This is a genomic window from Streptomyces sp. NPDC088194 (genome assembly GCF_040702025.1).
Taxonomy (GTDB): domain Bacteria; phylum Actinomycetota; class Actinomycetes; order Streptomycetales; family Streptomycetaceae; genus Actinacidiphila.
The window spans coordinates 87158-109315 of record NZ_JBFBIV010000010.1 but is presented as its reverse complement, the minus strand read 5'-3'; the positions used below and the strand labels follow the sequence as shown (position 1 = coordinate 109315).

The 22158-nt window shown below is 74.6% G+C and carries 16 protein-coding genes; 10 read left to right on the top strand and 6 right to left on the bottom strand.

The genetic code is table 11. The annotated features are described in order from the left end of the window. The first annotated feature begins 90 nt into the window (after positions 1-90). Both AB0399_RS07920 and AB0399_RS07915 read left to right on the top strand, forming a co-directional pair. On the top strand, positions 91-1194 hold the full coding sequence (locus AB0399_RS07920; RefSeq protein WP_366410629.1) for an NAD-dependent epimerase/dehydratase family protein: 1104 nt from the start codon (positions 91-93) through the stop codon (positions 1192-1194). Then, positions 1191-1922 (top strand): DUF2064 domain-containing protein, encoded by a 732-nt coding sequence (locus tag AB0399_RS07915; protein ID WP_366410628.1) that lies wholly within the window; start codon positions 1191-1193, stop codon positions 1920-1922. The genes AB0399_RS07920 and AB0399_RS07915 overlap by 4 nt, the downstream gene beginning before the upstream one ends. On the opposite strand, the gene AB0399_RS07910 is transcribed toward AB0399_RS07915, so the two are convergent. Further along, positions 1885-2577 (bottom strand): response regulator, encoded by a 693-nt coding sequence (locus AB0399_RS07910; RefSeq protein ID WP_329371059.1) that lies wholly within the window; start codon positions 2575-2577, stop codon positions 1885-1887. The genes AB0399_RS07915 and AB0399_RS07910 overlap by 38 nt on opposite strands. Continuing rightward, positions 2574-5417, bottom strand: a complete 2844-nt coding sequence (locus tag AB0399_RS07905) for a DUF4118 domain-containing protein (RefSeq protein ID WP_366410627.1) — start codon at positions 5415-5417, stop codon at positions 2574-2576. Before AB0399_RS07905 ends, AB0399_RS07910 begins: the two co-directional genes overlap by 4 nt. Before the next feature lie 310 nt (positions 5418-5727). Here AB0399_RS07905 and AB0399_RS07900 point away from each other — a divergent pair, with 310 nt between their 5' ends. Continuing rightward, entirely contained in the window at positions 5728-7725 is a 1998-nt protein-coding gene (locus AB0399_RS07900; protein WP_328462181.1) for an APC family permease, read from the top strand. A 164-nt stretch (positions 7726-7889) separates the two neighbouring features. After that, entirely contained in the window at positions 7890-8270 is a 381-nt protein-coding gene (locus AB0399_RS07895) for a DUF6221 family protein (RefSeq protein ID WP_366410626.1), read from the top strand. Between the two features lie 255 nt (positions 8271-8525). Here the strand turns inward: AB0399_RS07895 and AB0399_RS07890 are convergent, their stop codons facing one another. Then, positions 8526-8693 (bottom strand): hydrophobic protein, encoded by a 168-nt coding sequence (locus tag AB0399_RS07890; protein WP_328462185.1) that lies wholly within the window; start codon positions 8691-8693, stop codon positions 8526-8528. A 97-nt stretch (positions 8694-8790) separates the two neighbouring features. Here AB0399_RS07890 and AB0399_RS07885 point away from each other — a divergent pair, with 97 nt between their 5' ends. Beyond that, entirely contained in the window at positions 8791-9567 is a 777-nt protein-coding gene (locus AB0399_RS07885) for a helix-turn-helix transcriptional regulator (protein ID WP_366410625.1), read from the top strand. Positions 9568-9596: 29 nt separating this feature from the next. Here AB0399_RS07885 and AB0399_RS07880 read toward each other — a convergent pair whose 3' ends face one another. Next, positions 9597-10655, bottom strand: coding sequence for an ABC transporter substrate-binding protein (locus AB0399_RS07880; RefSeq protein WP_366410624.1), 1059 nt, complete (start codon positions 10653-10655; stop codon positions 9597-9599). Between the two features lie 427 nt (positions 10656-11082). On the opposite strand from AB0399_RS07880, the gene AB0399_RS07875 reads away from it, so the two are divergent. The 5 genes from AB0399_RS07875 to AB0399_RS07855 all read left to right on the top strand — a co-directional run bounded on the left by AB0399_RS07875 (position 11083) and on the right by AB0399_RS07855 (position 19890). Then, on the top strand, positions 11083-12213 hold the full coding sequence (locus tag AB0399_RS07875) for an iron chelate uptake ABC transporter family permease subunit (RefSeq protein WP_366410623.1): 1131 nt from the start codon (positions 11083-11085) through the stop codon (positions 12211-12213). Beyond that, positions 12214-13401: an iron chelate uptake ABC transporter family permease subunit gene (locus AB0399_RS07870; RefSeq protein WP_366410622.1), complete on the top strand. Its 1188-nt coding sequence runs from the start codon at positions 12214-12216 to the stop codon at positions 13399-13401. 280 nt (positions 13402-13681) lie between these two features. Next, positions 13682-14452, top strand: a complete 771-nt coding sequence (locus AB0399_RS07865; protein WP_329374406.1) for an ABC transporter ATP-binding protein — start codon at positions 13682-13684, stop codon at positions 14450-14452. A gap of 179 nt (positions 14453-14631) precedes the next feature. Next, the gene (locus AB0399_RS07860; RefSeq protein ID WP_366410621.1) at positions 14632-17013 is read left to right on the top strand and encodes a phosphoketolase family protein; all 2382 of its coding nucleotides are present in this window, start codon (positions 14632-14634) and stop codon (positions 17011-17013) included. A 726-nt stretch (positions 17014-17739) separates the two neighbouring features. Further along, the gene (locus AB0399_RS07855) at positions 17740-19890 is read left to right on the top strand and encodes an MMPL family transporter (RefSeq protein WP_366410658.1); all 2151 of its coding nucleotides are present in this window, start codon (positions 17740-17742) and stop codon (positions 19888-19890) included. Between the two features lie 166 nt (positions 19891-20056). Here AB0399_RS07855 and AB0399_RS07850 read toward each other — a convergent pair whose 3' ends face one another. Both AB0399_RS07850 and AB0399_RS07845 read right to left on the bottom strand, forming a co-directional pair. Then, positions 20057-20956 (bottom strand): ABC transporter substrate-binding protein, encoded by a 900-nt coding sequence (locus tag AB0399_RS07850; RefSeq protein ID WP_329371042.1) that lies wholly within the window; start codon positions 20954-20956, stop codon positions 20057-20059. A gap of 163 nt (positions 20957-21119) precedes the next feature. Beyond that, entirely contained in the window at positions 21120-22031 is a 912-nt protein-coding gene (locus AB0399_RS07845; RefSeq protein WP_366410620.1) for an SDR family oxidoreductase, read from the bottom strand. Positions 22032-22158 lie beyond the last annotated feature (127 nt).

Here is a 22158-nt window from a genome sequence, read left to right as displayed (position 1 = left end):
ACGCGGAAGCGGAAGCGGGGTCCTTACGGACCTGTGACGCCCCCGCGCGCGGCCGCCCGCGAGCCGGGCACGGACCCTAGGGTCGGCGCCATGCGCGTACTCGTCACCGGCGGCGCGGGCTTCATCGGCTCCCACATCGTCGCCGCCCTCACCGCCCGCGGGCACGAACCGGTCGTCCTCGACGCCCTGCTGCCCTCCGCCCACCCGGTGCCTCCCGCGCTGCCGCCGTTGCCCGCCGCGCGGTGGCTGCACGCCGACGTACGGGACGGCGCGGCGGTCGCGGGCGCGCTGCGAGGCGTGGACGCGGTGTGCCACCAGGCGGCGATGGTCGGCCTCGGCAAGGACTTCGCGGACGCGCCGGCGTACACCGACTGCAACGACGTCGGCACGGCGGTCCTGCTCGCCGCGATGGCCGCGGCCGGGGTGCGCGACCTGGTGCTCGCCGGTTCGATGGTCGTCTACGGCGAGGGCCGCTACGACTGCGCGCGGCACGGCCGGGTCGCGCCGGGCCCGCGCGCCGCCGGGGAGCTGGCGGCGGGCCGCTTCGAACCGCCGTGCCCGGTCTGCGGCGCGCCGCTGGCCCCCGGGCTGGTCGACGAGGACGGGCCGACCGACCCCCGCAACGTCTACGCGACGACCAAGCTCGCCCAGGAACACCTGGCCGCGTCCTGGGCGCGCGCCACCGACAGCCGTGCGGTCGCCCTGCGTTACCACAACGTCTACGGTCCCGGCATGCCGCGCGACACCCCGTACGCCGGGGTGGCGTCCTTCTTCCGCTCGTCCCTCGCCCGCGGCGAGGCGCCGCAGGTGTTCGAAGACGGCGGCCAGCGGCGCGACTTCGTGCACGTCCGCGATGTCGCGGCAGCCAACGTCCTTGCTCTGGAGGCGGTTTCGGGCCGCCCGCCGGGCACCTTCCGCGCCTACAACGCCGGCAGCGGCACCCCGCACACCGTCGGCGAGATGGCCCGCGCCCTGGCGGACGCGCACGGCGGCCCGGCCCCCGTGGTCACCGGCCGGTTCCGGCTCGGCGACGTCCGGCACATCACGGCGTCCTCGGCGCGGCTGCGCGACGAGATCGGCTGGCGCCCGCAGGTCGAATTCCTTGACGGGGTACGGGAGTTCGCGCACGCCGGGCTGCGCGGTCAGGCCCCGGCGGCGGCTCGTGCGGCGGCGGAGCGGACCGGTGCGCGATGACGACCCTGCTGGTGATCGCCAAGGAACCGGTGCCGGGCCGGGTCAAGACCCGCCTGACGCCCTATCACTCTCATGACGAGGCGGCGCTGCTGGCGCGGGCCGCGCTCACGGACACGCTGTCGGCGGTGCTGCGCACTCCCGCGACGCGCCGGGTGCTGGTGCTGGACGGTGCGCCCGGGCCGTGGCTGCCCCCGGGGTTCGAGGTGGGGCCGCAGGTGGCGGGCGGGCTGGACGAGCGGCTGGCGGCGGCGTTCGGGATGTGCCGGGGCCCGGCGGTGCTGGTGGGCATGGACACCCCTCAGCTCACCCCGGAGCTGCTGCGGCCCGCGGTGGAACCGTTCGCCTGGCGGGAGTGCTCGGCCTGGTTCGGGCCCGCGGCCGACGGCGGGTTCTGGGCGCTGGGCCTGGCCGACCCCGACCCGGCGCTGCTGCGCGGGGTGCCGATGTCGAAGCCGTGGACCGGGCGGGCCCAGCGTGACCGGCTGCTCGCGGCGGGGCTGGCCGTCCGCGATCTGCCGGTGCTGCGCGACGTGGACACCGCGGCGGACGCGAGGGAGGTGGCCGCGCTCGCGCCCGGCACCCGCTTCGCGCGGACGCTGGCGGCGCTGGCCGCGACGAGGCGGACCGCGACGGGGCAGGCCGCGACCGGTCTCTCCGGTGCGGAAGCCCCGGGCGCGGGCCCGGGAAGGGCTACGGCTCGAAGCGGTACCCCATCCCCGGTTCGGTGATGAGGTGGCGCGGCCGGGCCGGATCGGGTTCGAGCTTGCGGCGCAACTGCGCGAGGTAGACCCGGAGGTAGTTGGTCTCCGAGCGGTAGGAGGGGCCCCACACCTCCTGGAGCAGCTGTGTCTGCGTGACCAGCCGCCCGGGGTTGCGGACCAGGACTTCGAGCAGGTGCCACTCGGTGGGGGTGAGCCGTACGTCGGCGCCGCCGCTGCCGTGCACCTTCTTCGCGGCCAGGTCCACCGTGAAGGCGTCGGTGACGACCACGGCCTGGTCGTCGGCGCCCGCGCCGGTGCCGGGTTCCGCGCGGCGGACCGCGGCACGCAGCCGGGCCAGCAACTCGTCCATCCCGAACGGCTTGGTGACGTAGTCGTCGGCGCCCGCGTCGAGCGCCTGGACCTTCTCCTTGGAGGCGTGCCGGGCCGACAGCACGATGATCGGCACCCGGGTCCAGCCGCGCAGCCCGCGGATCACCTGGGCGCCGTCCATGTCGGGCAGGCTCAGGTCGAGCAGCACCACGTCGGGGTTGTGGGCGGCGGCCAGCCGCAGCGCGCCCGCGCCGTCGGGCGCGGCGTCCACCTCGTAGTGGCGGGCCCGCAGGTTGATCACCAGCGCCCGCACCAGCTGGGGTTCGTCGTCCACTACCAGGACCCGGGTCATCGTTCGGGCACTGCCTCTCGCAGATCGGGGTCGGGGGTGGCGCCGGGCGCGGTGGGCAGCGTGAAGACCATGCTCAGGCCGCCTCCGGGGGTGTCCTCGGCGGTCAGGGTGCCGCCCATCGCCTCGGTGAAGCCGCGGGCCACCGCCAGGCCGAGGCCGACGCCCGTACCGGCCGGGGGCGCGTCGCCGTAGCGCTGGAACGGTTCGAACACCAGGTCCTTCGCCTCCTCCGGTACGCCCGGACCGCGGTCGATCACCCGCACCTCGACCCGGGTGCCGTCCGGCAGCGCCAGCGGGTCGGCCCTGATCACGACCGGGGCGCCCGGCGGGCTGTACTTGACGGCGTTCTCCACCACGTTGGCGACGGCCCGCTCCAGCAGTCCGGTGTCGGCGCGCACCAGCGGCAGCGCCTCCGGCACCTCCAGCCGTACGGCGTCGGCCGGCACTTCCGCGAGCGCGGCCGGCACCACCTCCTCCAGGGCGACGTCGCGCAGCAGCGCGTTGACCGCGCCGGTGCGCAGCCGGCTCATGTCGAGCAGGTTGCCGATGAGGTGGTTGAGCCGGTCGGCGCCGGTCTCGATGCCGGCGAGCAACTCCGCCTCGTCCTCGGCGCTCCAGTCCACCTCGTCGGAGCGCAGCGAGGTGACGGCCGCCTTGATGCCGGCGAGCGGGGTGCGCAGGTCGTGCGAGACCGCGGCGAGCAGCGCGGTGCGGATACGGTTCCCCTCGGCGAGCCGGCGCGCCCGGGCGGCCTGCTCGGCCAGCCGCCTGCGCTCCAGCAGCGCGGCGGTCTGCGCGGCGAACGCGACCAGCACCCGGCGGTCCTGGGCCGGCAGCACCCGCCCGTTCAGCGCCAGCACCAGCCGCTCGCCGGCCGGCACCTCCACGTCGGCCCCTTCGGGTTCCACCGCGGGATTCGGCCCGACCGAGGCCGCGGTACGCCATCCGCCCTGCCGCCCCGGCCACCCCGCGCCGCCCGCCCGGCCGGCCCCGCCGGGCGCCGGTGCGGCCTGGCCGCCCCCTCCCGCGCTGCCGGGGGGACCCGAGGCGCCCGAGGCACCGATCCGCCGGCCCGCGTCCGCCCGACCGCCCCGGCCCCCGCTGCCGGCCGCGGGCGCCGCACCCTCGTCGTCAGGGCCGCCGTCCGCGTCCGCCGCGGTGGCGCCCGCGAGTCCGTCAGGGGCGCCCCCGCCGGAGGCGTCCACCGGGCCGGAAGCGTCCGCGTCGTGGTACTCCAGCAGCGCCGCGGACTCCATCGCGAAGGTCTCGCGCACCCGGTCGAGCAGCGCGGTGATGCTGTCGGTGCCGTCCTCGCCGCGCAGGACGGCACCGGCGAGGTAGCCGAGGATCTCGGTCTCGGCGCGGCTGCGGGCGGCCTGTTGGGCGCGGCGGGCGGCGAGGTCCACCACGGAGGCGACCGCGATCCCGACGGCGACGAAGATCACCAGGGCGAGCAGGTTCTGCGGGTCGGAGATGGTGAAGGTGTGGGTGGGGGGCGCGAAGAAGTAGTTGAGCAGGAGCGAGCCGAGCAGGGCCGCGGCGATCGCCGGGAAGACCCCGCCGACCAGGGCGGCGGCGACCGTGAGCGTGAGGAAGAGCAGCAGCGGCGTGGTGAGCCCGGGCGAGCCGGAGCCGGCGCGCAGCGCGAGGGTGAGCAGCGGCGGCCCGCCGAGGCCGATCAGCCAGCCGCCGACCGCGCGGGCCCGGCCCAGGCCGATCGGCAGCCGCCCGGGCAGCCGGGGCCGGCCGCCGGCGACGTGCTCGTGGGTGACGATGTGCACGTCGATGTCGCCGGACTCGCGGGCCACGGTGGCGCCGACCCCGGGCCCGAGGACGTACTGCCAGGCTTTGCGGCGGCTGGAGCCGAGCACGATCTGGGTGGCGTCCACGCCGCGCGCGAAGTCGAGCATCGCGGCGGGGATGTCGCCGCCGACCACGGAGTGGTAGCTGCCGCCGAGGTCCTCGACCAGCCGGCGCTGCCCGCCGAGGTCGCCCGCGGACGCGCCGACCAGGCCGTCGGAGCGCACCACGTGCACCGCGAGCAGTTCGCTGCCGGACCCCTTCGCCGCGATCCGGGCGGCCCGCCGGATCAAGGTGGCGCCCTCGGGGCCGCCGGTGAGGCCGACCACGATGCGCTCGCGGGTCTGCCAGGTCTGGGCGATGCCGTGCTCGGCGCGGTAGCGCAGCAGGTACTCGTCGACCCGGTCCGCGGTCCACAGCAGCGCCAGTTCGCGCAGCGCGGTGAGGTTGCCGGGCCGGAAGTAGTGCGACAGGGCGGCGTCGACCCGGTCGGGGGCGTAGACGTTGCCGTGCGCGAGGCGGCGGCGCAGCGCGTCGGGGTCCATGTCGACCAGCTCGATCTGCGCGGCGCGCCGGACCACCTCGTCGGGCACGGTCTCCTGCTGCCGCACCCCGGTGATGCCCTCGACGACGTCGCCCAGGGACTCCAGGTGCTGGATGTTGACGGTGGAGACCACGTCGATGCCCGCCCGCAGCAGTTCCTCGACGTCCTGCCAGCGCTTGGCGTGGCGGCTGCCGGGCACGTTGGTGTGGGCCAGCTCGTCGACGAGCGCGACCTTGGGGCGGCGGGCCAGCACCGCGTCGAGGTCCATCTCGGTGAACTCCGCGCCGCGGTGCGCCACGCGGCGCCGGGGGACGGACTCCAGGCCGGCGAGGAGTTCGCGGGTGCGGGGGCGGCCGTGGTCCTCGACGTAGGCCGCGACCACGTCGGTGCCGCGGGCCAGCCGACGGTGGGCCTCGCCGAGCATGGCGTAGGTCTTGCCCACGCCCGGGGCGGCGCCGAGGTAGATCCGCAGACTGCCGCCGTGCGACGTGGCCACCGGTACCTCTCCCTCTCGCTCTCGCGTATCCACCGCCTTCGCGCTCCGCGGGCACCTTCGAGCATAGGGCGCCCGGCGCCCGCGCATCGCGCGCGACCAGCGGGAGTGCGGCGCCCTCGGCCGCGTCCCGCCCGGCCGGCCACGGCGCCCTCCGCGGCGGCCCGCCCGGCCGGCGGGGCACCAGACCGAAACGCGTTAAGGACGCGCTAAGATCCCCGGCCCGCACCCCCGAATGTCCGATTCGCCCCGACTCCGTGCAGTAGTGATAGGGAAGCCCGCCCACCCTTTCGAATTCCCGAACGGACTGCCCATGCTGTCGTCCACCACCCGGCCCGCGACCGCGGCGCTCCCCGAGAGCCACGGGTACCGGGTGAAGAAGCACCTGCTGGGCAAGCCGCTGGTCACCGAGCAGCTGAAGGGCGAGCGGCTGTCCAACCCGATCGCGCTGGGCGTGCTCGCCTCGGACTGCATCTCCTCGATGGCGTACGGCTCCGAGCAGATGCTGGTGGTGCTGATCCCGGCGATCGGCGTCGCGGCGTTCACCGCGCTCATACCCCTGACCGCGGCGATCCTGTGTGTCCTGCTGCTGCTGACGCTCTCCTACCGCGACGTGGTCATGGCCTACACCCGGGCCGGTGGCTCCTACGTGGTGGCCCGGGAGAACTTCGGACCGCGGATCGCCCAGGTCGCCGCGGTCGCGCTGCTGATCGACTACATCGTCACCGTCGCGGTCCAGGCGGCGGCCGGCACCGACGCGCTGGTGTCGCTGATCCACCTGCTGTGGGGCGACGCCCGCCTGACCGCCCTGGACGACAACAAGCTCTTCATCACCATCGGGGTGGTGCTCCTGCTGTGCTGGGGCAACCTGCGCGGCATCCGTGAGGCGGGCCGCTCCTTCGCCCTGCCCGCCTACCTGTTCATCAGCGCGATGGCGCTGCTGATCATCACCGGCTTCACCCGCTTCCTGCTCGGCGACCACTCCCGCATCGACGTGCACACCCCGGGCATGGTCGGCCTCGGCACCGACACCCACGGCTTCTTCTACGGCGCGTCGCTGCTGATCCTGCTGCGCGCGTTCGCCAACGGCGGCTCGTCGCTGACCGGCCTGGAGGCGATCTCCAACGGCGTCAGCGTCTTCCGCAGCCCGCAGGGCCCCAACGCCCGCCGCACCATGGTCGCGATGTCCTGCATCCTGGGCACCGGCGTCCTCGGGGTGTCCCTGCTCGCGCACATCACGCACGCCACGCCGTACGTCGCGCAGACCCCGACCGTCGTCTCGCAGGAGGCGAGTTGGGCCTTCGGCGGCAACTGGTACGGCACCGCGGGCCTGGTCTTCGTGCAGCTCGCGACCGCGCTGATCCTCTACATGGGGGCGAACACCTCCTTCAACGGCTTCCCGTTCCTGGCCAGTTTCGTGGCCGAGGACTCCTTCCTGCCCCGCCAGCTCACCCGGCGCGGCCACCGGCTGGCCTTCTCCAACGGCATCATCGTGCTGACCGTGGTGTCGCTGACGCTGCTGATCGCCACCAAGGGCAGCCTGAACGCGCTCGTCGGGCTCTACGCGATCGGGGTGTTCTCCGGCTTCACCATGGCCGGCGCCGGCCTGGTCCGGCACCACTGGAGGTCGCGTGACGGCAGGTGGCGGGCGAAGCTCGCGCTCAACGGCCTGGCCTGCGGGGTGTCGCTGCTGGTCGCCCTGATCTTCGCGGTGACCAAGTTCACCGAGGGCGCGTGGGTGGTGGTGCTGGTGTTCCCGATCGGCGTGTGGGCGCTGATCAAGGTGAACAAGCGCTACCGCGAGGAGGCCGCCGCGCTGGCTGCCGCGCCCGCCGACGCCACCCAGCCGCGCGCCGACAGCCAGGTGATGTACATCCTGGTGGACCGGGTCGACCTGGCCGTGCTCAAGGCGATCCGCTACGCCCGCGCGCTGCGGCCGACCGAGATCCGGGCGGTGCACGTCATGGTCGACGCCCAGGAGGCGAAGCGGCTGGCGGCGCAGTGGAACCGCACCGAGGTCGGCGACCTGCGGCTGGAGATGGTGGAGTGCCCGGACCGCCGGATCAGCCGCGCGGTGCTCGAACTGGTCGACCGCCGCATCCGCGAGCAGCGCGCCCAGGTCACCCTGCTGATCCCCGAGCGCAACTACTCCCCGATCCTCGGCCGTCTGCTGCACCGGCGCACCGCCGACCACATCGCCCGCGCGGTCGGCCGGCTGCCCGACGTCGTGGCCACCATCGTCCCGTTCGACGTGGCCGAGCCGCACGAGGAGCGGGCGCCCGACGGTTCGGCCGCCGCCCGCCGCCCGTGACCGGGGTTGCCCTGCTGGAGCCGGGCAGGGTGCCCGCGGGCGGACCGGCGGCGGAGCAGGCCCGCGCGGTGAAGGAGTCGACGCCCGGGCCGGCCGCGGGGCGCCCGGGGGGCGCGCCGCGGGCGTAGCGTGTCCGGATCGCGCACCGACCCGGAGGGAACAGCGTGATCGAGGAGTTGACGGCCTTCGTGCGCGCCCGCATGACGGAGGACCTGACGTACGCGTGGGGCGGCGCCGTCGCGGGCGGGCAGTGGACGGCCGACGGGCCGCGCCTGGTGGTGGACGGCGGCGCCGCGTTCGAGATGGCGGCGCCGCTCGCCGCGCACACCGCCCACCACGACCCGGCGCGGGTGGTCCGCGCGGTCGCCGCCAAGCAGGCGATCGTCGCCAGGTGCGAACGCCACCTGGCGCAGGGCGCGCCCGGGCTCGACGCCCGCGACAGCGAGCTGCTCGTCGTGCAGATCCTCGTCGCGCTGGCCGCGGAGTGGGTGTCCCACCCCGACTACCGCGCCGAGTGGAACGGCTCCCCCGCCGGCGGAACGTAACCCCCTCCCCGGGCTGACGGCCGTGCGCGCGGCCCGGCACATCCACCGATCCCCTGAGGCGATATGCCGTATATCAGGCGCCGTAGGAGTACCCGGCGCCGGCACGCCGTAGGCAACCTGCCGTACGCCGCCTGGCACTTCGCACCCCTTTGGCCCGGGGGTGGCGCGGATACGGCAGTGGGCCGCTCCGGGTCGATCGGAGCGGCCCACCGCGACGCGCGGCCGTCGTATGCCGGACGGTCGGCCGCGCGCGTCTCACCACCGGTACCAGCGGCCCCTCCCGGAGCCGGACCCCGGCCGGATCAGGAATCCGAGCAGCCACAGCACCAGCACGACCACCGCGACCCACCAGAGGATCTGCACGGCGAATCCGAATCCGAACAGAAGCAGTGCCAGCAAGAGCACAACGAGCAACGGTCCCATGGTTACCAGCCTCCTGGACGACCGTGTGCCCCCGTTCCGCCTCCGCACTCCGCTCCACGGGCCCCGGGTCGGCGGTGGCCGTCATGCGCTATGTTCGATGACCATGTCGCCGAACAGCCAGCCCGCCCAGCGCCCCGCGGCCCCGCCCGCCGAGGCGCTGCGGGTGATCAACTTCGACCTGGCCCGCGGCCAGCGCTTCGGCGAGCACGAGCACACCACGCACCAGCTGGTGTGGTCCCCGGCGGGCGTGCTGACCGTGGACATCGCGGACCACTCGTGGGTGCTGCCGCCGACCCTGGCGCTGTGGATACCCGCCGGGGTCCCGCACACCACGGGCGCCACCCGCCCGGCGCGGATGCGCAGCGTCTACCTGCTGCCGGACCGCTGCCCGGTGCGCTGGACGCAGCCGACCGTGGTCGGGGTGCCGCCGCTGCTGCGGGAGTTGATCACCCACCTGGGCGCCCCCCACCTCGGCGCGGAGCCGCGGGCCCGGGCGGAGGCCGTGCTCTTCGACCTGGTGCGACCGGTCACGGTGACCACGATCGAGCTGCCGATGCCCAAGGACGGGCGGGCCCGCAAGGTCGCCGAGGCGCTGCTCGCCCGCCCGGCGGACCACCGCCCGCTGGAGGAGTGGGGCCGGGAGGTCGGTGCCAGCGCCCGCACCCTGGCCCGGCTGTTCAGCGCCGAGACCGGGATGTCCTTCGGCCGCTGGCGGACCCGGGCCCGGCTGCGGGCGGGGCTCGAACACATGGCGGCCGACCGCCCGTTGGCGGCGGTCGCCCACCACGTCGGCTACACCACGCCCAGTTCCTTCATCGCCGCCTTCCGCCAGGAGACCGGCCGCACCCCCGGCGCGTACTTCACCGCGCGCTGAGCCTCCGCGCCGGGCCTCCGCGCCGGGCGTCACAGCGAGCCGAGCGCCTTCTCGAAGTCGCCGAGGGCCGCGATCGCGTCCTCGTAGCCGCCGGGCAGGAAGTAGACGCTGCCGAAGAGGTGGCCGGCCTTGGTGGCGGCGAGTTGCCGGAACGACTTCTGGGCGAAGAGCTTGGGGCCGAGGTTGGCGGGCTTGCCGTCGTTGGTCGTGTAGTAGAAGATCGCGTCGGCGTCGGAGAGCTTGCCGGTCACCAGCTCGTAGGAGACGGACTGCTGCTCGGCGAGCCGGGTGCTGCCGGTGGCGAAGACGGCGCCCGCGTCCGCGAGGATGCCGCCGATCGGCGAACCGTGCCCGTACAGCCACCAGTTGCCCTCGTCGAAGCCGCCCTGGAGCAGGTCCCATCGGGTGCGGGCGAGCACGGCGGCGTGCGCCTTCTTGATGGCGGCGGCGCGCTCGGTGTAGCGCTGCTTGAGCTTGGTCAGGGCGTCGGGGACGCCGAGGACGGTCGCGGTCTGGTCGGACATGTCGCGCCAGGGCGCCTTGGACTTGCTGAACGGGAGCAGCACGGTGGGGGCGAGCGCGGTGAACTGGTCGTAGGGGAGGTTCGCCTGGGCATCGATGCCGATGATCAGATCGGGCTTGAGCGCGGCGACCTTCTCCACCTGGATGGCGCCGCCGACGCCGTCGGAGACCTTGGGTATCGCCTTCCACCGGGTGAGGTCGCGCGGCGGGACGTACTCCTCGCCCGCGTTGAAGACGCCCGCCGGGGCCAGCCCGAGGTCGAACATCGCGGCCATCGGGAAGTCGTTGATCGCCACCACGCGCTTGGGCGCGGCCGGCACCTTCACCGGCCCCTTGGCGGTGTCGACGGTACGGGTGCCCGAACTTCCCTTCGACGCCTTGCCGGAGCCGCCCTCCGAGCCCGAACCGCCGCCGTTGGAGCCGCAGGCGGCGAGCCCGAACAGCGCGGCGCCGGCGGCTCCCGCGGTCAGCAGCCCGCGCCGGGTCGGACGGCCGGCGAGGCGGCCGGTGGGCTCGCCGTCGGATGCGGCGGCCGGCTCGGCGAGCGGGCGGGGCGGCAGGGACATCGGGACCTCCGGTACGGCGACAGGCACGGCCGGCGAGCGGACCAAGCCAGAACTTAGGGTGACCTAACTTTGGCTACCCTAAGTGGAATCTCCGGCGGCGAGATCTCCGCTCGGACGCCCGATAGCGCCAGCCCGACAGCGACGCGGCGGATCGACGGGGCCGCGCAGCCGCCCCGCGAGCGGTCAACGCGCCGTCCGCACAAGCCCTTTCGGCCACCCGGCCCCGCCGGACGCACCCGGCGCCGGCGACCGCGAGGCGACGAGAACCCCGCGCGCGGTGTCCGTCCAGCGACACAGAACGACCGTCCATCGCGGGATGGACGCCGCCTCATGAGGCGGCACGCGGAGGGCGGGTGCGGTCGGCCGTGAAGATTTAGGTTAGCCTCCCCTTACTTCCCGGGGAGGGAAGTCCGCCGAGGAGAGCCCCATGAACGTCTCGCGCGCCCGAGTCGGGCCCGCCCCGGCCGCCGGGTCCGGTGGGTCCGGTGGGTCTGCCAGGCCCGCCGGAACCGTCCGGCGCGCCCCCGCCCCCGCCCCGGCCTCGGTCCCGGGGCGCCGGCGCGCCACCGCCCTGTCCGCGGGGCTGCTCGTCGCCGCGGCCGTACTCACGCTCGCGGTCGTGGCCAGCCTCGCCATCGGCGCCAAGTCGGTGCCGCCGGGCACCGTGTGGGACACGGTGTTCCACCACGACCCGAACAACGCCGACCAGGTCATCGTCACCTCGCTGCGCCTGCCGCGCACCGTGATCGGGCTGCTCGCCGGGGCCGCGCTCGGCCTGTCCGGCACCCTCATGCAGGGCCTGACCCGCAACCCGCTCGCCGACCCCGGCCTGCTCGGCGTCAACTCCGGCGCCTCGCTCGCCGTCGTCACCGCGATCAGCGTCTTCGGGGTGACCTCCTTCACCGGCTACGTGTGGTTCGGCTTCGTCGGTGCCGCGGCCGCCGCGCTGCTCGTCTACGCCGTCGGGTCGCTCGGCCGCGAGGGCGCCACCCCGGTCAAGCTCGCGCTCGCCGGCGCCGCGGTCAGCGCGGGCCTGTCCTCGCTGACCACCGCCGTACTGCTCACCGACACCGCGACGTTCGACCAGTTCCGGTTCTGGGAGGTCGGCTCGCTGGCCGGACGCGGGCTGTCCACCGCGTACCAGGCCGGGCCGTTCGTCCTGGTGGGCGCGGTGTGCGCGCTCGGCTCCGGGCGCCTGCTCAACACCCTCGGCCTCGGCGACGACGCCGCGCGGGGCCTGGGCCAGAACGTGGCGGCCGCAAGGCTGTTCTGCGCGCTGTCGGTGGTCCTGCTCTGCGGCTCGGCCACCGCCCTGGCCGGGCCGATCGCCTTCGTGGGCCTCACCGTGCCGCACACCGTGCGCTTCTTCACCGGGCCCGACCACCGCTGGATACTGCCGTACTCGATGCTGATCGCCCCCGCCCTCCTGCTCGTCTCCGACGTGGTCGGCCGCGTCGCGGCCCGCCCGGGCGAGATCCAGGTCGGCATCGTCACGGCCGTGATCGGGGCGCCCGTCCTCGTCGTCCTGGTACGCCGCAGCCGATTGGCGGGACTGTAGATGGCAGCGAACGCCTCCGGCGGCAGCCGGACCGGCCTCCCCTCGCCGCGCCCGGCGGCCACGGGAACGGGACCAGGAACGGGAACGGGAACGGGAACGGGAACGGCCGCCATCGGAGCGGTCGGCGCGGGCTCGGCTCCCGGACGGGGCGTCTCCGCGGAGGCGCTGCGGGCCGTACGGGCCGCGCGCAGCCGGCCGCGGGTGCGGGCGAGCGCGGTCACGCTCGCCATGGCGGTGGTGGTCTTCGCCCTGTTCTGCGCGTCGCTGTCGGTGGGGAGTTTCCGTATCCCGGTGCTGGACGTGCTGCGGACGCTGGGCGGCGGTGGTAACGCCGGGACCCGGTTCATCGTGGTGCAGGTGCGGATGCCGCGCGCGATGACGGGAGTCGCGGCGGGTGCGGCCTTCGGGCTGTCCGGGGCGGTCTTCCAGTCGCTGATCCGCAATCCGCTGGCGAGTCCCGACGTCATCGGGATCACCGCGGGCGCGAGTGCCGCGGCCGTGATCTCGATCGTGGTGTTCTCGCTGTCGGGCACGGCGGTGTCGCTGACCGCGGTGGCCGGGGCGCTGGTGACGGCGCTGCTGATCTACCTGCTCGCGTGGCGCCGGGGCGTGACCGGCTACCGGCTGGTGCTGGTCGGTATCGGGGTCGCGGCGGCGCTGTCCAGCGTGGTCTCCTTCCTGCTCACCCGCGCCGACGTCTACACCGCGCAGCAGGCGCTGCTGTGGCTGACCGGCAGCCTCGACGGCGCGGACTGGCCGCGGGCGCGCGGGGTGCTGTACCCGCTGGTGGTGCTGCTGCCGGCCGCGTTCGTCGCCGCCCGCACGCTGCCCGCGCTCGGCCTCGGCGACGACGCCGCGCGGGGGCTGGGCGTCCGGGTGGAGCGCGGCCGGCTGGGGCTGATCCTCGCCGGGGTCTGCCTGGCCGCCGTGGCCACGGCGGCCGCCGGGCCGGTCGCGTTCGTCGCGTTCCTGTCCGGGCCGGTCGCCCGCCGGCTGCTGCACGGCCGCGGTCCGGCGCTGGTGCTGTCCGCGCTGACCGGCGCCGCCCTCATGCTCGGCTGCGACTTCGCCGGGCAACACCTGCTGGGGCCGACCGAGTTCCCGGTCGGCGTGGTCACCGGGGTGCTGGGTGCGCCCGCCCTGCTGTGGCTGCTCGCCCGCGCCAACCGTGTCGGCCAGGGAGGCTGAACCCTTGAGCAACACCGATACCGACGCCGATACCGACGCCGACACTGACGCCGCGGCCGGAGCGACGGCCGACAGCGCGGCCGGTGCCCCCGCCGGCGGTACCGCCGACACCACCGCCGGCGCCACGACCCGTGCCGCGACCGGCGACCGGGCCCGCGCCGACCGGGACGCGGCTGCACCGGACGCGACCGCCCCGGACGCGACCGGACCGGACGCGACCGCACCGGACGTCCCTGGCCGCGCCCTCGCGGACCCGCCGAGTTCGCTCGCCGCCAGCGAGGTGCACCTGGGGTACGAGCAGCGGACCGTGGTCCGCGGGGTGAGCGTCGAGATCCCCACCGGTCAGGTCACGATGATCGTCGGCCCGAACGCCTGCGGGAAGTCCACGCTGCTGCGGGGCCTGGCCCGGCTGCTCACGCCGAGCGCGGGCGAGGTGCTGCTCGACGGCCGCAGCATCCACTCCCTGCCGACCAAGCAGGTGGCCGAGCGGCTCGGAATACTCCCGCAGACGCCGATCGCGCCGGACGGTATCCGGGTCGTGGACCTCGTGGGGCGCGGCCGCTACCCGCACCAGGGGTGGTTCCGGCGCTGGACCGCCGCCGACGACGAGGCGGTCACCGAGGCGCTGGCCGCGACCGACACGCTCGATCTCGCGGACCGCTCGGTGGACGAGCTCTCCGGGGGGCAGCGGCAGCGGGTCTGGATCGCCGTCGCGCTGGCCCAGCGCACCGGCGTGCTCCTGCTCGACGAGCCCACCACGTATCTCGACCTGCCGCACCAGGTCGAGGTCCTGGACCTCGTCACCGACCTCAACCGCGAGCGCGGCGCCACGGTCGTCACCGTCCTGCACGACCTCAACCTCGCCTGCCGCTACGGCGACCACCTCATCGCCATGAAGGACGGCGAGATCTGCGCGGAGGGGGCGCCGCGCGAGGTCGTCACCGCGGAGACGGTCCGCGAGATCTTCGGCATCGACTGCAGGGTCGTCTCCGACGAGGTCTCGGGCACCCCCCTGGTCCTCCCCATCGGCCGCCACCACGTGCTCCGCTAGGCCCTGTCCGACCATGACGGTTCCGGTCCGCTTCCGGCCACCGGCGCGGGGCCGGGAGCGGACCGGAACCGTCGCGGCAGGGGGCCGCGGGGCGGGGCACCCCCCGAATGGGCGCGCCGTCGTCGGCTGCCCGCCCGTGAGCGGGTACTGCTGACGTACCCGAGCCGCAAAGGACCCCCATGCCCACCGGTCTGAACGACGAGGAACTGTCCGCGCTGGACGCCCACTGGCGTGCGGCGAACTATCTGGCCGTGGGCCAGATCTACCTGCTCGACGGCAACCCGCTGCTCAAGGAGCCGCTGCGCCCGGAGCACGTGAAGCCGAGGCTGCTGGGCCACTGGGGCACCTCCCCCGGCCTGAACCTGGTGCACACCCACCTGAACCGGGTGGTGAAGGCCCGCGACCTGGACGCGATCTGCGTGTGGGGCCCGGGCCACGGCGGTCCCGCGGTGCTGGCGAACTCCTGGCTGGAGGGCAGCTACAGCCGCACCTACCCCGACATCAGCCGGGACGGCGCCGGAATGGGCCGGCTGTTCCGCCAGTTCTCCTTCCCCGGCGGGGTGCCCAGCCACGTGGCACCGGAGACCCCGGGGTCGATCCACGAGGGCGGCGAGCTGGGCTACGCCCTGTCCCACGCCTACGGTGCCGCGTTCGACAACCCCGGTCTGCTGGTGACCTGCGTGATCGGCGACGGCGAGGCCGAGACGGGACCGCTGGCCACCTCCTGGCACGGCAACAAGTTCCTCGACCCCCGGCACGACGGCGCCGTGCTGCCGATCCTGCACCTGAACGGCTACAAGATCGCCAACCCCACCGTCCTGGCCCGGCTCCCCGAGGACGAACTCGACGCGCTGCTGCGCGGCTACGGCCACGACCCGATCCACGTCATCGGCGACGAACCCGCCGCGGTGCACCGTGCGATGGCCGCGGCGATGGACACCGCGCTGGACCGGATCACCGCGCTCCAGGAGGCGGCCCGTACGGGTGGGGACCCGGCGGCGGACGGCGTCGACCGGCCGCGCTGGCCGATGATCGTGCTGCGCACCCCGAAGGGCTGGACCGGCCCGGCGGTGGTCGACGGCCTGCCGGTCGAGGGCACCTGGCGCGCCCACCAGGTCCCGCTCTCCGAAGTCCGCACCAACCCCGAACACCTGCGGCAACTGGAGGAGTGGCTGCTGTCCTACCGCCCCACCGAGCTCTTCGACGACGCCGGCCGCCCCCGCGAGCAGGTGCTGGCCTGCGTGCCGTCCGGCGACCGGCGGCTGGGCGCGAACCCGCACACCAACGGCGGGCTGCTGCTGCTCGACCTGCCGGTCCCCGACCTGGACGAGTTCGCGGTCGCGGTCGAGCGGCCCGGCACCGACATGCACGAACCGACCCGCGTGCTGGGGCAGTTGCTGGAGCAGGTGATGGCCGACACCGCGCAGCGCCGCGACTTCCGGATCGTCGGTCCCGACGAGACCGCCTCCAACCGCCTCGACGCGGTCTACGCCGCCTCGGGCAAGTCCTGGCAGGAGCGGCTGGTGGACACCGACGAGCACCTCGACCGGCACGGCCGGGTGCTGGAGATCCTCTCCGAACACACCTGCCAGGGCTGGCTGGAGGGCTACCTGCTCACCGGCAGGCACGGCCTGTTCTCCTGTTACGAGGCGTTCGTCCACATCGTCGACTCCATGGTCAACCAGCACATCAAGTGGCTGCGCACCACCCGCAGGCTGCCGTGGCGGCGCCCGATCGCCTCCCTCAACTACCTGCTCACCTCGCACGTCTGGCGCCAGGACCACAACGGCTTCTCGCACCAGGACCCCGGCTTCATCGACCACGTCCTGAACAAGTCCCCCGAGGTGGTCCGCGTCTACCTCCCGCCGGACGCCAACACCCTCCTGTCGGTCGCCGAACACGCCCTCAAATCACGGGACTACGTCAACGTCATCGTCGCCGGCAAGCAACCCTGCTTCGACTGGCTGACGATGGACGAGGCCCGCGCGCACTGTGCCCGCGGCGCGGGCATCTGGGAGTGGGCCGGCACCGAGGACGGCACCCGCGAACCGGATGTCGTGCTGGCCTGCGCCGGCGACGTGCCCACCCAAGAGGTGCTGGCCGCCGCCCAGTTGCTCCGCCACCACCTGCCGCAGCTCGCGGTGCGCGTCGTCAACGTCGTGGACCTCGCGCGTCTGCTGCCGGAGAAGGAGCACCCGCACGGTATGTCCGACCCGCAGTACGACGCGCTGTTCACCGCCGACCGGCCGGTGATCTTCGCGTACCACGGCTACCCGTGGCTGATCCACCGGCTCGCCTACCGCCGTACCGGCCACCGCGACCTTCATGTGCGCGGCTACAAGGAGATCGGCACCACCACCACGCCGTTCGACATGGTCGTCAGCAACGACCTCGACCGTTACCGCCTGGTCATGGACGTCATCGACCGCGTGCCGGGGCTTGCCGTACGGGCCGCACCCGTACGGCAGTTGATGGAGGACACCCGGCTGCGGCACCGGAGCTGGATTCGGGCTCACGGCACCGACCTGCCGGAGGTGGCCGACTGGCGGTGGGACGGCTGAGGGTACGCACCGCCGCGGGTGCGTTGCCGCTCGCCGTCAGGGGGTGGCGGGAGGCGGGGAACGGGTGGTGCGGGCGGGCTGGTTGGCGGGGGGTCGCTGGGGCTCCGGTGGCGGGGTTCGAGACTGCATATTTACGGCGCCTGCGGGTGATTCCGATCATTACTGTCTCTCCTCGCGCCACAAATATACGAACGTCTCGAACCCCGCCCCCTTCGCCCCCGCTTGCTCCCTCCAGGGCTCCAGGGGCCAGGGGGCTCCACGGGCCGGGGCTCCACGGGCTGGGGCTCCCGGGCTGGGGTTCGTGGTTCGGGGGGTGGTGGGCTCCGCTGGCGGGGTGGGGTTCAGAGGGGGTGGGTGGTTCGGGGGGGTGGTGGGAGCTGACTCCGCGCTCGGCGAAGCTGACACGGTGGCGGGAGGCAAGAAGGCAGGTGGCGGGGGGTGGGACCCGGGGGCGGCGGGCCGGGGGGTGCGGGGCGGGGGCGCCCGCGGGCGTACTCCTGTGGGGGTAGTGGGGGGCGGGATACCCGCTCGGGAGGTGGGGGGAAGTCGGTCCTCGGCGGGACGATCGCGGCGGCGTGGCCGGAAACGATGGTCGGGTGTCCGGGCGCCGGGTGCCCGGGGTGACGACCGTTGAGAGGGGAACCCACCATGAGGGCCGCAGAGTTGGGGGCGGGCGCCGGGCCGGGGGCCGGTGGTCCGGGAGGGGGGCGCCGGGGGGTGCGGCGGCTGCCGTGGCTGGTGCTGGCGCTGTGGATCGGGGTGCTGGCCGTGGCAGTGCCGCTGGCCGGCCGGCTCGGGGACGTGCAGCGCGACAGCGTGGTGGACTATCTGCCGGCGAGTGCCGACTCCACCCAGGTCGCCAAGATCCAGCAGGAGTTGCCGGGTGGTGAGGCCACCGACCTGGTGATCGTCTACCACCGTGACGGCGGCCTCACCGCGGCGGACCGCGATACGGCCGGCCGGCAGACCGCCCGGCTGGCGCGTACCTACCGGCTCGGCGGTGACGCGGCGCCGACGGGTGTGCCGTCGAAGGACGGCAGCACGCTGATGTACCCGGTCTCCAGCACCCAGCCCGGCCAGGACTCCGATGCGAAGCGGAAGTTCGTCGACGGGGTGCGGGACATCACCACGGGCGGGCACGGGCTGACGGTGAAGGTCGGCGGACCGGGCGGGCTGGACGCCGACGCGGCGGAGGTCTACGGCTCGCTGGGCGGTCCTCTGCTCTACACCACCGTGCTGGTGGTGGCGGTGCTGCTGATCCTGATCTACCGCAGCCCGGCGCTGTGGCTGGTGCCGCTCTTCGCGGCCGGCGCCGCGGACGTGCTGTCGATGGCGGTGACGTACCTGCTCAACCGGGCGTTCGGGATCACCGTCAGCGGCCAGAGTTCGGGGGTGATGACGATCCTCGTCTTCGGTGTGGGCACGGACTACGCGCTGCTGCTGGTGGCCCGCTACCGCGAGGAACTGCGGCGCACCGCCCGGCCGTACGACGCGATGCGCACCGCGCTGCGCCGGTGCGCCCCGGCGGTCCTGGCGTCGGCCGGCACCGTGGCCGCGGGCATGCTGTGCCTGCTGGCGGCGGACCTCAACAGCAGCCGCGGCATGGGTCCGGCCGCCGCGGTGGGCGTGCTCAGCGCGCTGGCGGCGATGGTGACGCTGCTGCCCGCGCTGCTGGTGCTGCTGGGACGGCGGCTGTTCTGGCCGCTGGTGCCGGAGCCGGGCACCGAGCCGCAGCAGCGGCGCGGCGGCTTCACGGCGATCGGCGGGCTGGTCGGTCGCCGGCCGGTGGCGGTGCTGGTCTCCGGCGTGGTGCTGCTCGGCGCGCTGGCGTTGGGCGTGCTGCACCTGCCGGGCAGCGTGAAGCAGCAGGACAGCTTCGCCACCCGGCCGGACTCGATCGTGGCGGCGCAACTCCTCGCCAAGGCGTATCCGGACCAGGCGAGCCAGCCGATCACGGTGATCTCGCCGGCCGGTGCGGCGGCCGCGGCCGAGCGGACCGCCCGCGGCACCGGCGGCGTGGCGGAGGTCCGGCCTGGACGCACCGGCGGCGGCTGGAGCGAGTTCTTCGTCACCGCCGACAGCCCGCCGCAGTCCGCCGCCGAGACCGCGACCATCAGGCAGTTGCGGTCTGCGCTGCACGGCTCCTACGTCGGCGGGCCCAGCGCTCAGCAGATCGATCTGCGGTCCACCAACAGCCGGGACCGCGCGATCGTGGTGCCGATCGTGCTGGCGGCCGTGGTGCTGATCCTCATCCTGCTGCTGCGCAGCCTGGTCGCGCCGCTGCTGCTGGCCGCCGCCGTGATCGCGGTGTGGGGTTCCGCGCTGGGCGTCGGCGGGCTCGTCTTCGGGCCGGTCTTCGGCTTCCACGGCACCGATCCGGGGCTGGCGCTGCTCAGCTTCGTGTTCCTGGTCGCCCTCGGCGTGGACTACGGCATCTTCCTGATGCACCGGATGCGGGAGGAAGCGCTGCACGGCGCGCCGCCGCGGCAGGCCACGCTCGGCGCGCTGCGGACCACCGGCGGGGTGATCACCTCGGCGGGGATCGTGCTGGCGGCGACGTTCTCGGTGCTGGTGAACATGCCGCTGGTGCAACTGGCCGAGTTGGGCTTCGTGATCGCGGTCGGGGTGCTGCTGGACACGTTCGTGGTGCGGACGTTCCTGGTGACGTCGGCGTCCCTGCTGCTGGGACGGCGGCTGTGGGCGCCGGGCACGCTCGGCCGGGTCCGCCCGCAGCACGGCGGACCCGGCGACGGTGCCGGCGGTGATGCGGGTGCCGGCGGCAACGACTCTGCCCGCGGCGGCCGTTCGCAGGCGACCGGGGGCGCGGACGGCGAGGGGGCGGCCGGCACCGAGCAGCCCGCACCGGCCGCCGGCTGACGCGATACGGCCGGCACGTCGATCGTCGCACGCCACCGGGCGGGCGCCCACCCCGTGAGGGGGCGCCCGCCCCGCGGTACGCGCCAGGGCACCGCACCGCCCGCCGCACGGCGGGCCCGTCAGCGCGGCGAAGGAACGGCTCCTCCGGTCGGCGCTTCGGCCCCGGTCACCGTGATGCCCGGGCCTGTGCGCGCAGGGCGTCCGCGACCGCCCGGAGGAAGGTGGCGTACGCGCCCGGGGCGGGCGGGAGTTCGGGGTTCCAGGGCAGCACCTGGGCGGTGAGGGAGAGCCGTTGCCAGGCGGGGACGTCCGCGAGCGCGGACAGCGGCGCGGCGTTGGCGCGGGTGTCGGCGAGGACGACGCCCGCGCCGCCGACCGCCGCCAGGGCCTGATCCCAGTCCACAGTGCGCCAGTTGACGCCGGGACCGCGGCCGGGGTCGGCCATCCGCACCCCGAGGTCCGCGAGGTGCCGTAGCTCCGGCCAGGTGTCCGGCCGGGCCAGGTGCACCTGTTCGGGCCCGCCCGGCGACAACGCGACCACCCGGGCGGTCCCCTCGCCGACCGCCAGGGCCCGTAACTCCTCCTCGGCGAGGGCCAGTTCGCCGCCGGCGGCACCCGCTTCCGCGCCGAAGGCCGTCGCCAGGTCGGCGAAGTGGCCGAGTATCGTCCGCAGCGACGCGTCGCCGCCGACGCCGAGCGCGACCACCGGTACGCCCGCCGCCTCGGCCACGGACTCCGCGAGGGCGTACGGCGCCTTCCCGTCGTAGGTCACGTCCACCACCACGTCCGGGCGCAGTTCGCGCAGGGCGTCCGGCGCGACGTCCGCTCCCCCGCCCAGGTAGGCGACTTGGCGCGGGTCGAGCCCGCCGAGCTTCGCCGGGTCGGCGTCCGCGCCGCTGTCGTGGCCGGACCCGTAGACCGCCACCGGCCGCACGCCGTACTCCCACAGCGCCGCCCCGGCTCGTACGTACGCCACCACCCGCGGCGGCGCACCCGGCCCGGACGAGGTGCTGCCCCGGTCGTCGGTGAACTCCCAACCCGCCTGCCGCGCACTGCCGTTCGTCATACGGTGCCCCCTTCGCGATCCGCGCGGAGCTTCGCGGGCCCCGCCGCGTGCTCTCCACCCTGCGCTCCGACCGGCCGCGCCACAAGGGTGCCTGCAGCGGGTGGTGCGGGGGGCGGCCAACAGGGGCACGGCGAAAGGGAGTTCGACGGGCAGGGGGCCGCGGTCAGGCGGCGGACGACGTGAAGTAGTCGCCGTGCTCCAGGTCTTCCAGCAGCGTCGGGTGAGTCGGCGTCCAGCCGAGCAGTTGCCGGGTGCCGTCGCTGGAGACGGGCGCGTCGATGCCGAACACCCGGGCCATGAAGGGGTTCCCGAAGTGCTCGGCCGCCTCCTCGGGTGCCAGGGAGGCGGTGGGCAGGCCGAGCATCCGTCCGATCGTCTCGGCGATGCTCCTGAAGGCGACGCCGCCTTCTGCCGCGCCGTGCAGCACGCTGCCCGCGGGAGCGGACTCCAGCGCCAGCCTGAACAGGCGGGCGGCGTCGGCCCGGTGGACGGCGGGCCAGCGGTTGGCGCCGGTGCCGATGTAGGCCGAGGTGCCGGTCTTGCGCGCGGCGGCGACCAGCATCGGGACGAACCCGTAGTCGCCGGGACCGTGCACGGTGGGCGCCAGCCGGACCAGGCTCGCGCGCACTCCCCGCGCGGCGGAGTCCAGGCACGCCTGCTCGCCCGGGATGCGGAAGGCCGCGATCGAGGCGGGGTCGGGCGCGTCCTGCTCGCCGCTCACCCGGCCGACGGGCATCACCAGCGTGCCGGAGGTGCTGACGAACGGCTTGCCCGAACCCGTCAGCGCCCCGCCGAGCGCCTCGATCGCGGTGCGGTCGCGCCTGATGAGGTCCTCCGGGTCGGCGAAGTCGCCGCCGAAGGCCATGTGCAGGACGCCGTCCGCCGCCTCCGCTCCTGCCCGCAGGCTGTCGAGGTCCTCCAGCGAGCCGCGGTGCGCGGTCGCGCCGAGCCCCTCCAGGCGCGCGGCCGAGGCGTCGGAACGCGCCAGGCCGGTGACCTTGTGCCCGGCCGCGACCAGTTCGGCGACGACGGTCGGTCCGGTCAGCCCGGAACCTCCGGTGACGAAGACATGCACGATGAACTCCCTTGAGCCGTTCGGCACTGCTCCACGTAGTGACAGGGACTGTCGCTACGGCCTTCAACGTAGCACGTAACGTCAGAGACTGTCGCTACGCCGTGGATGCCGATCCGTCGATCCGTCG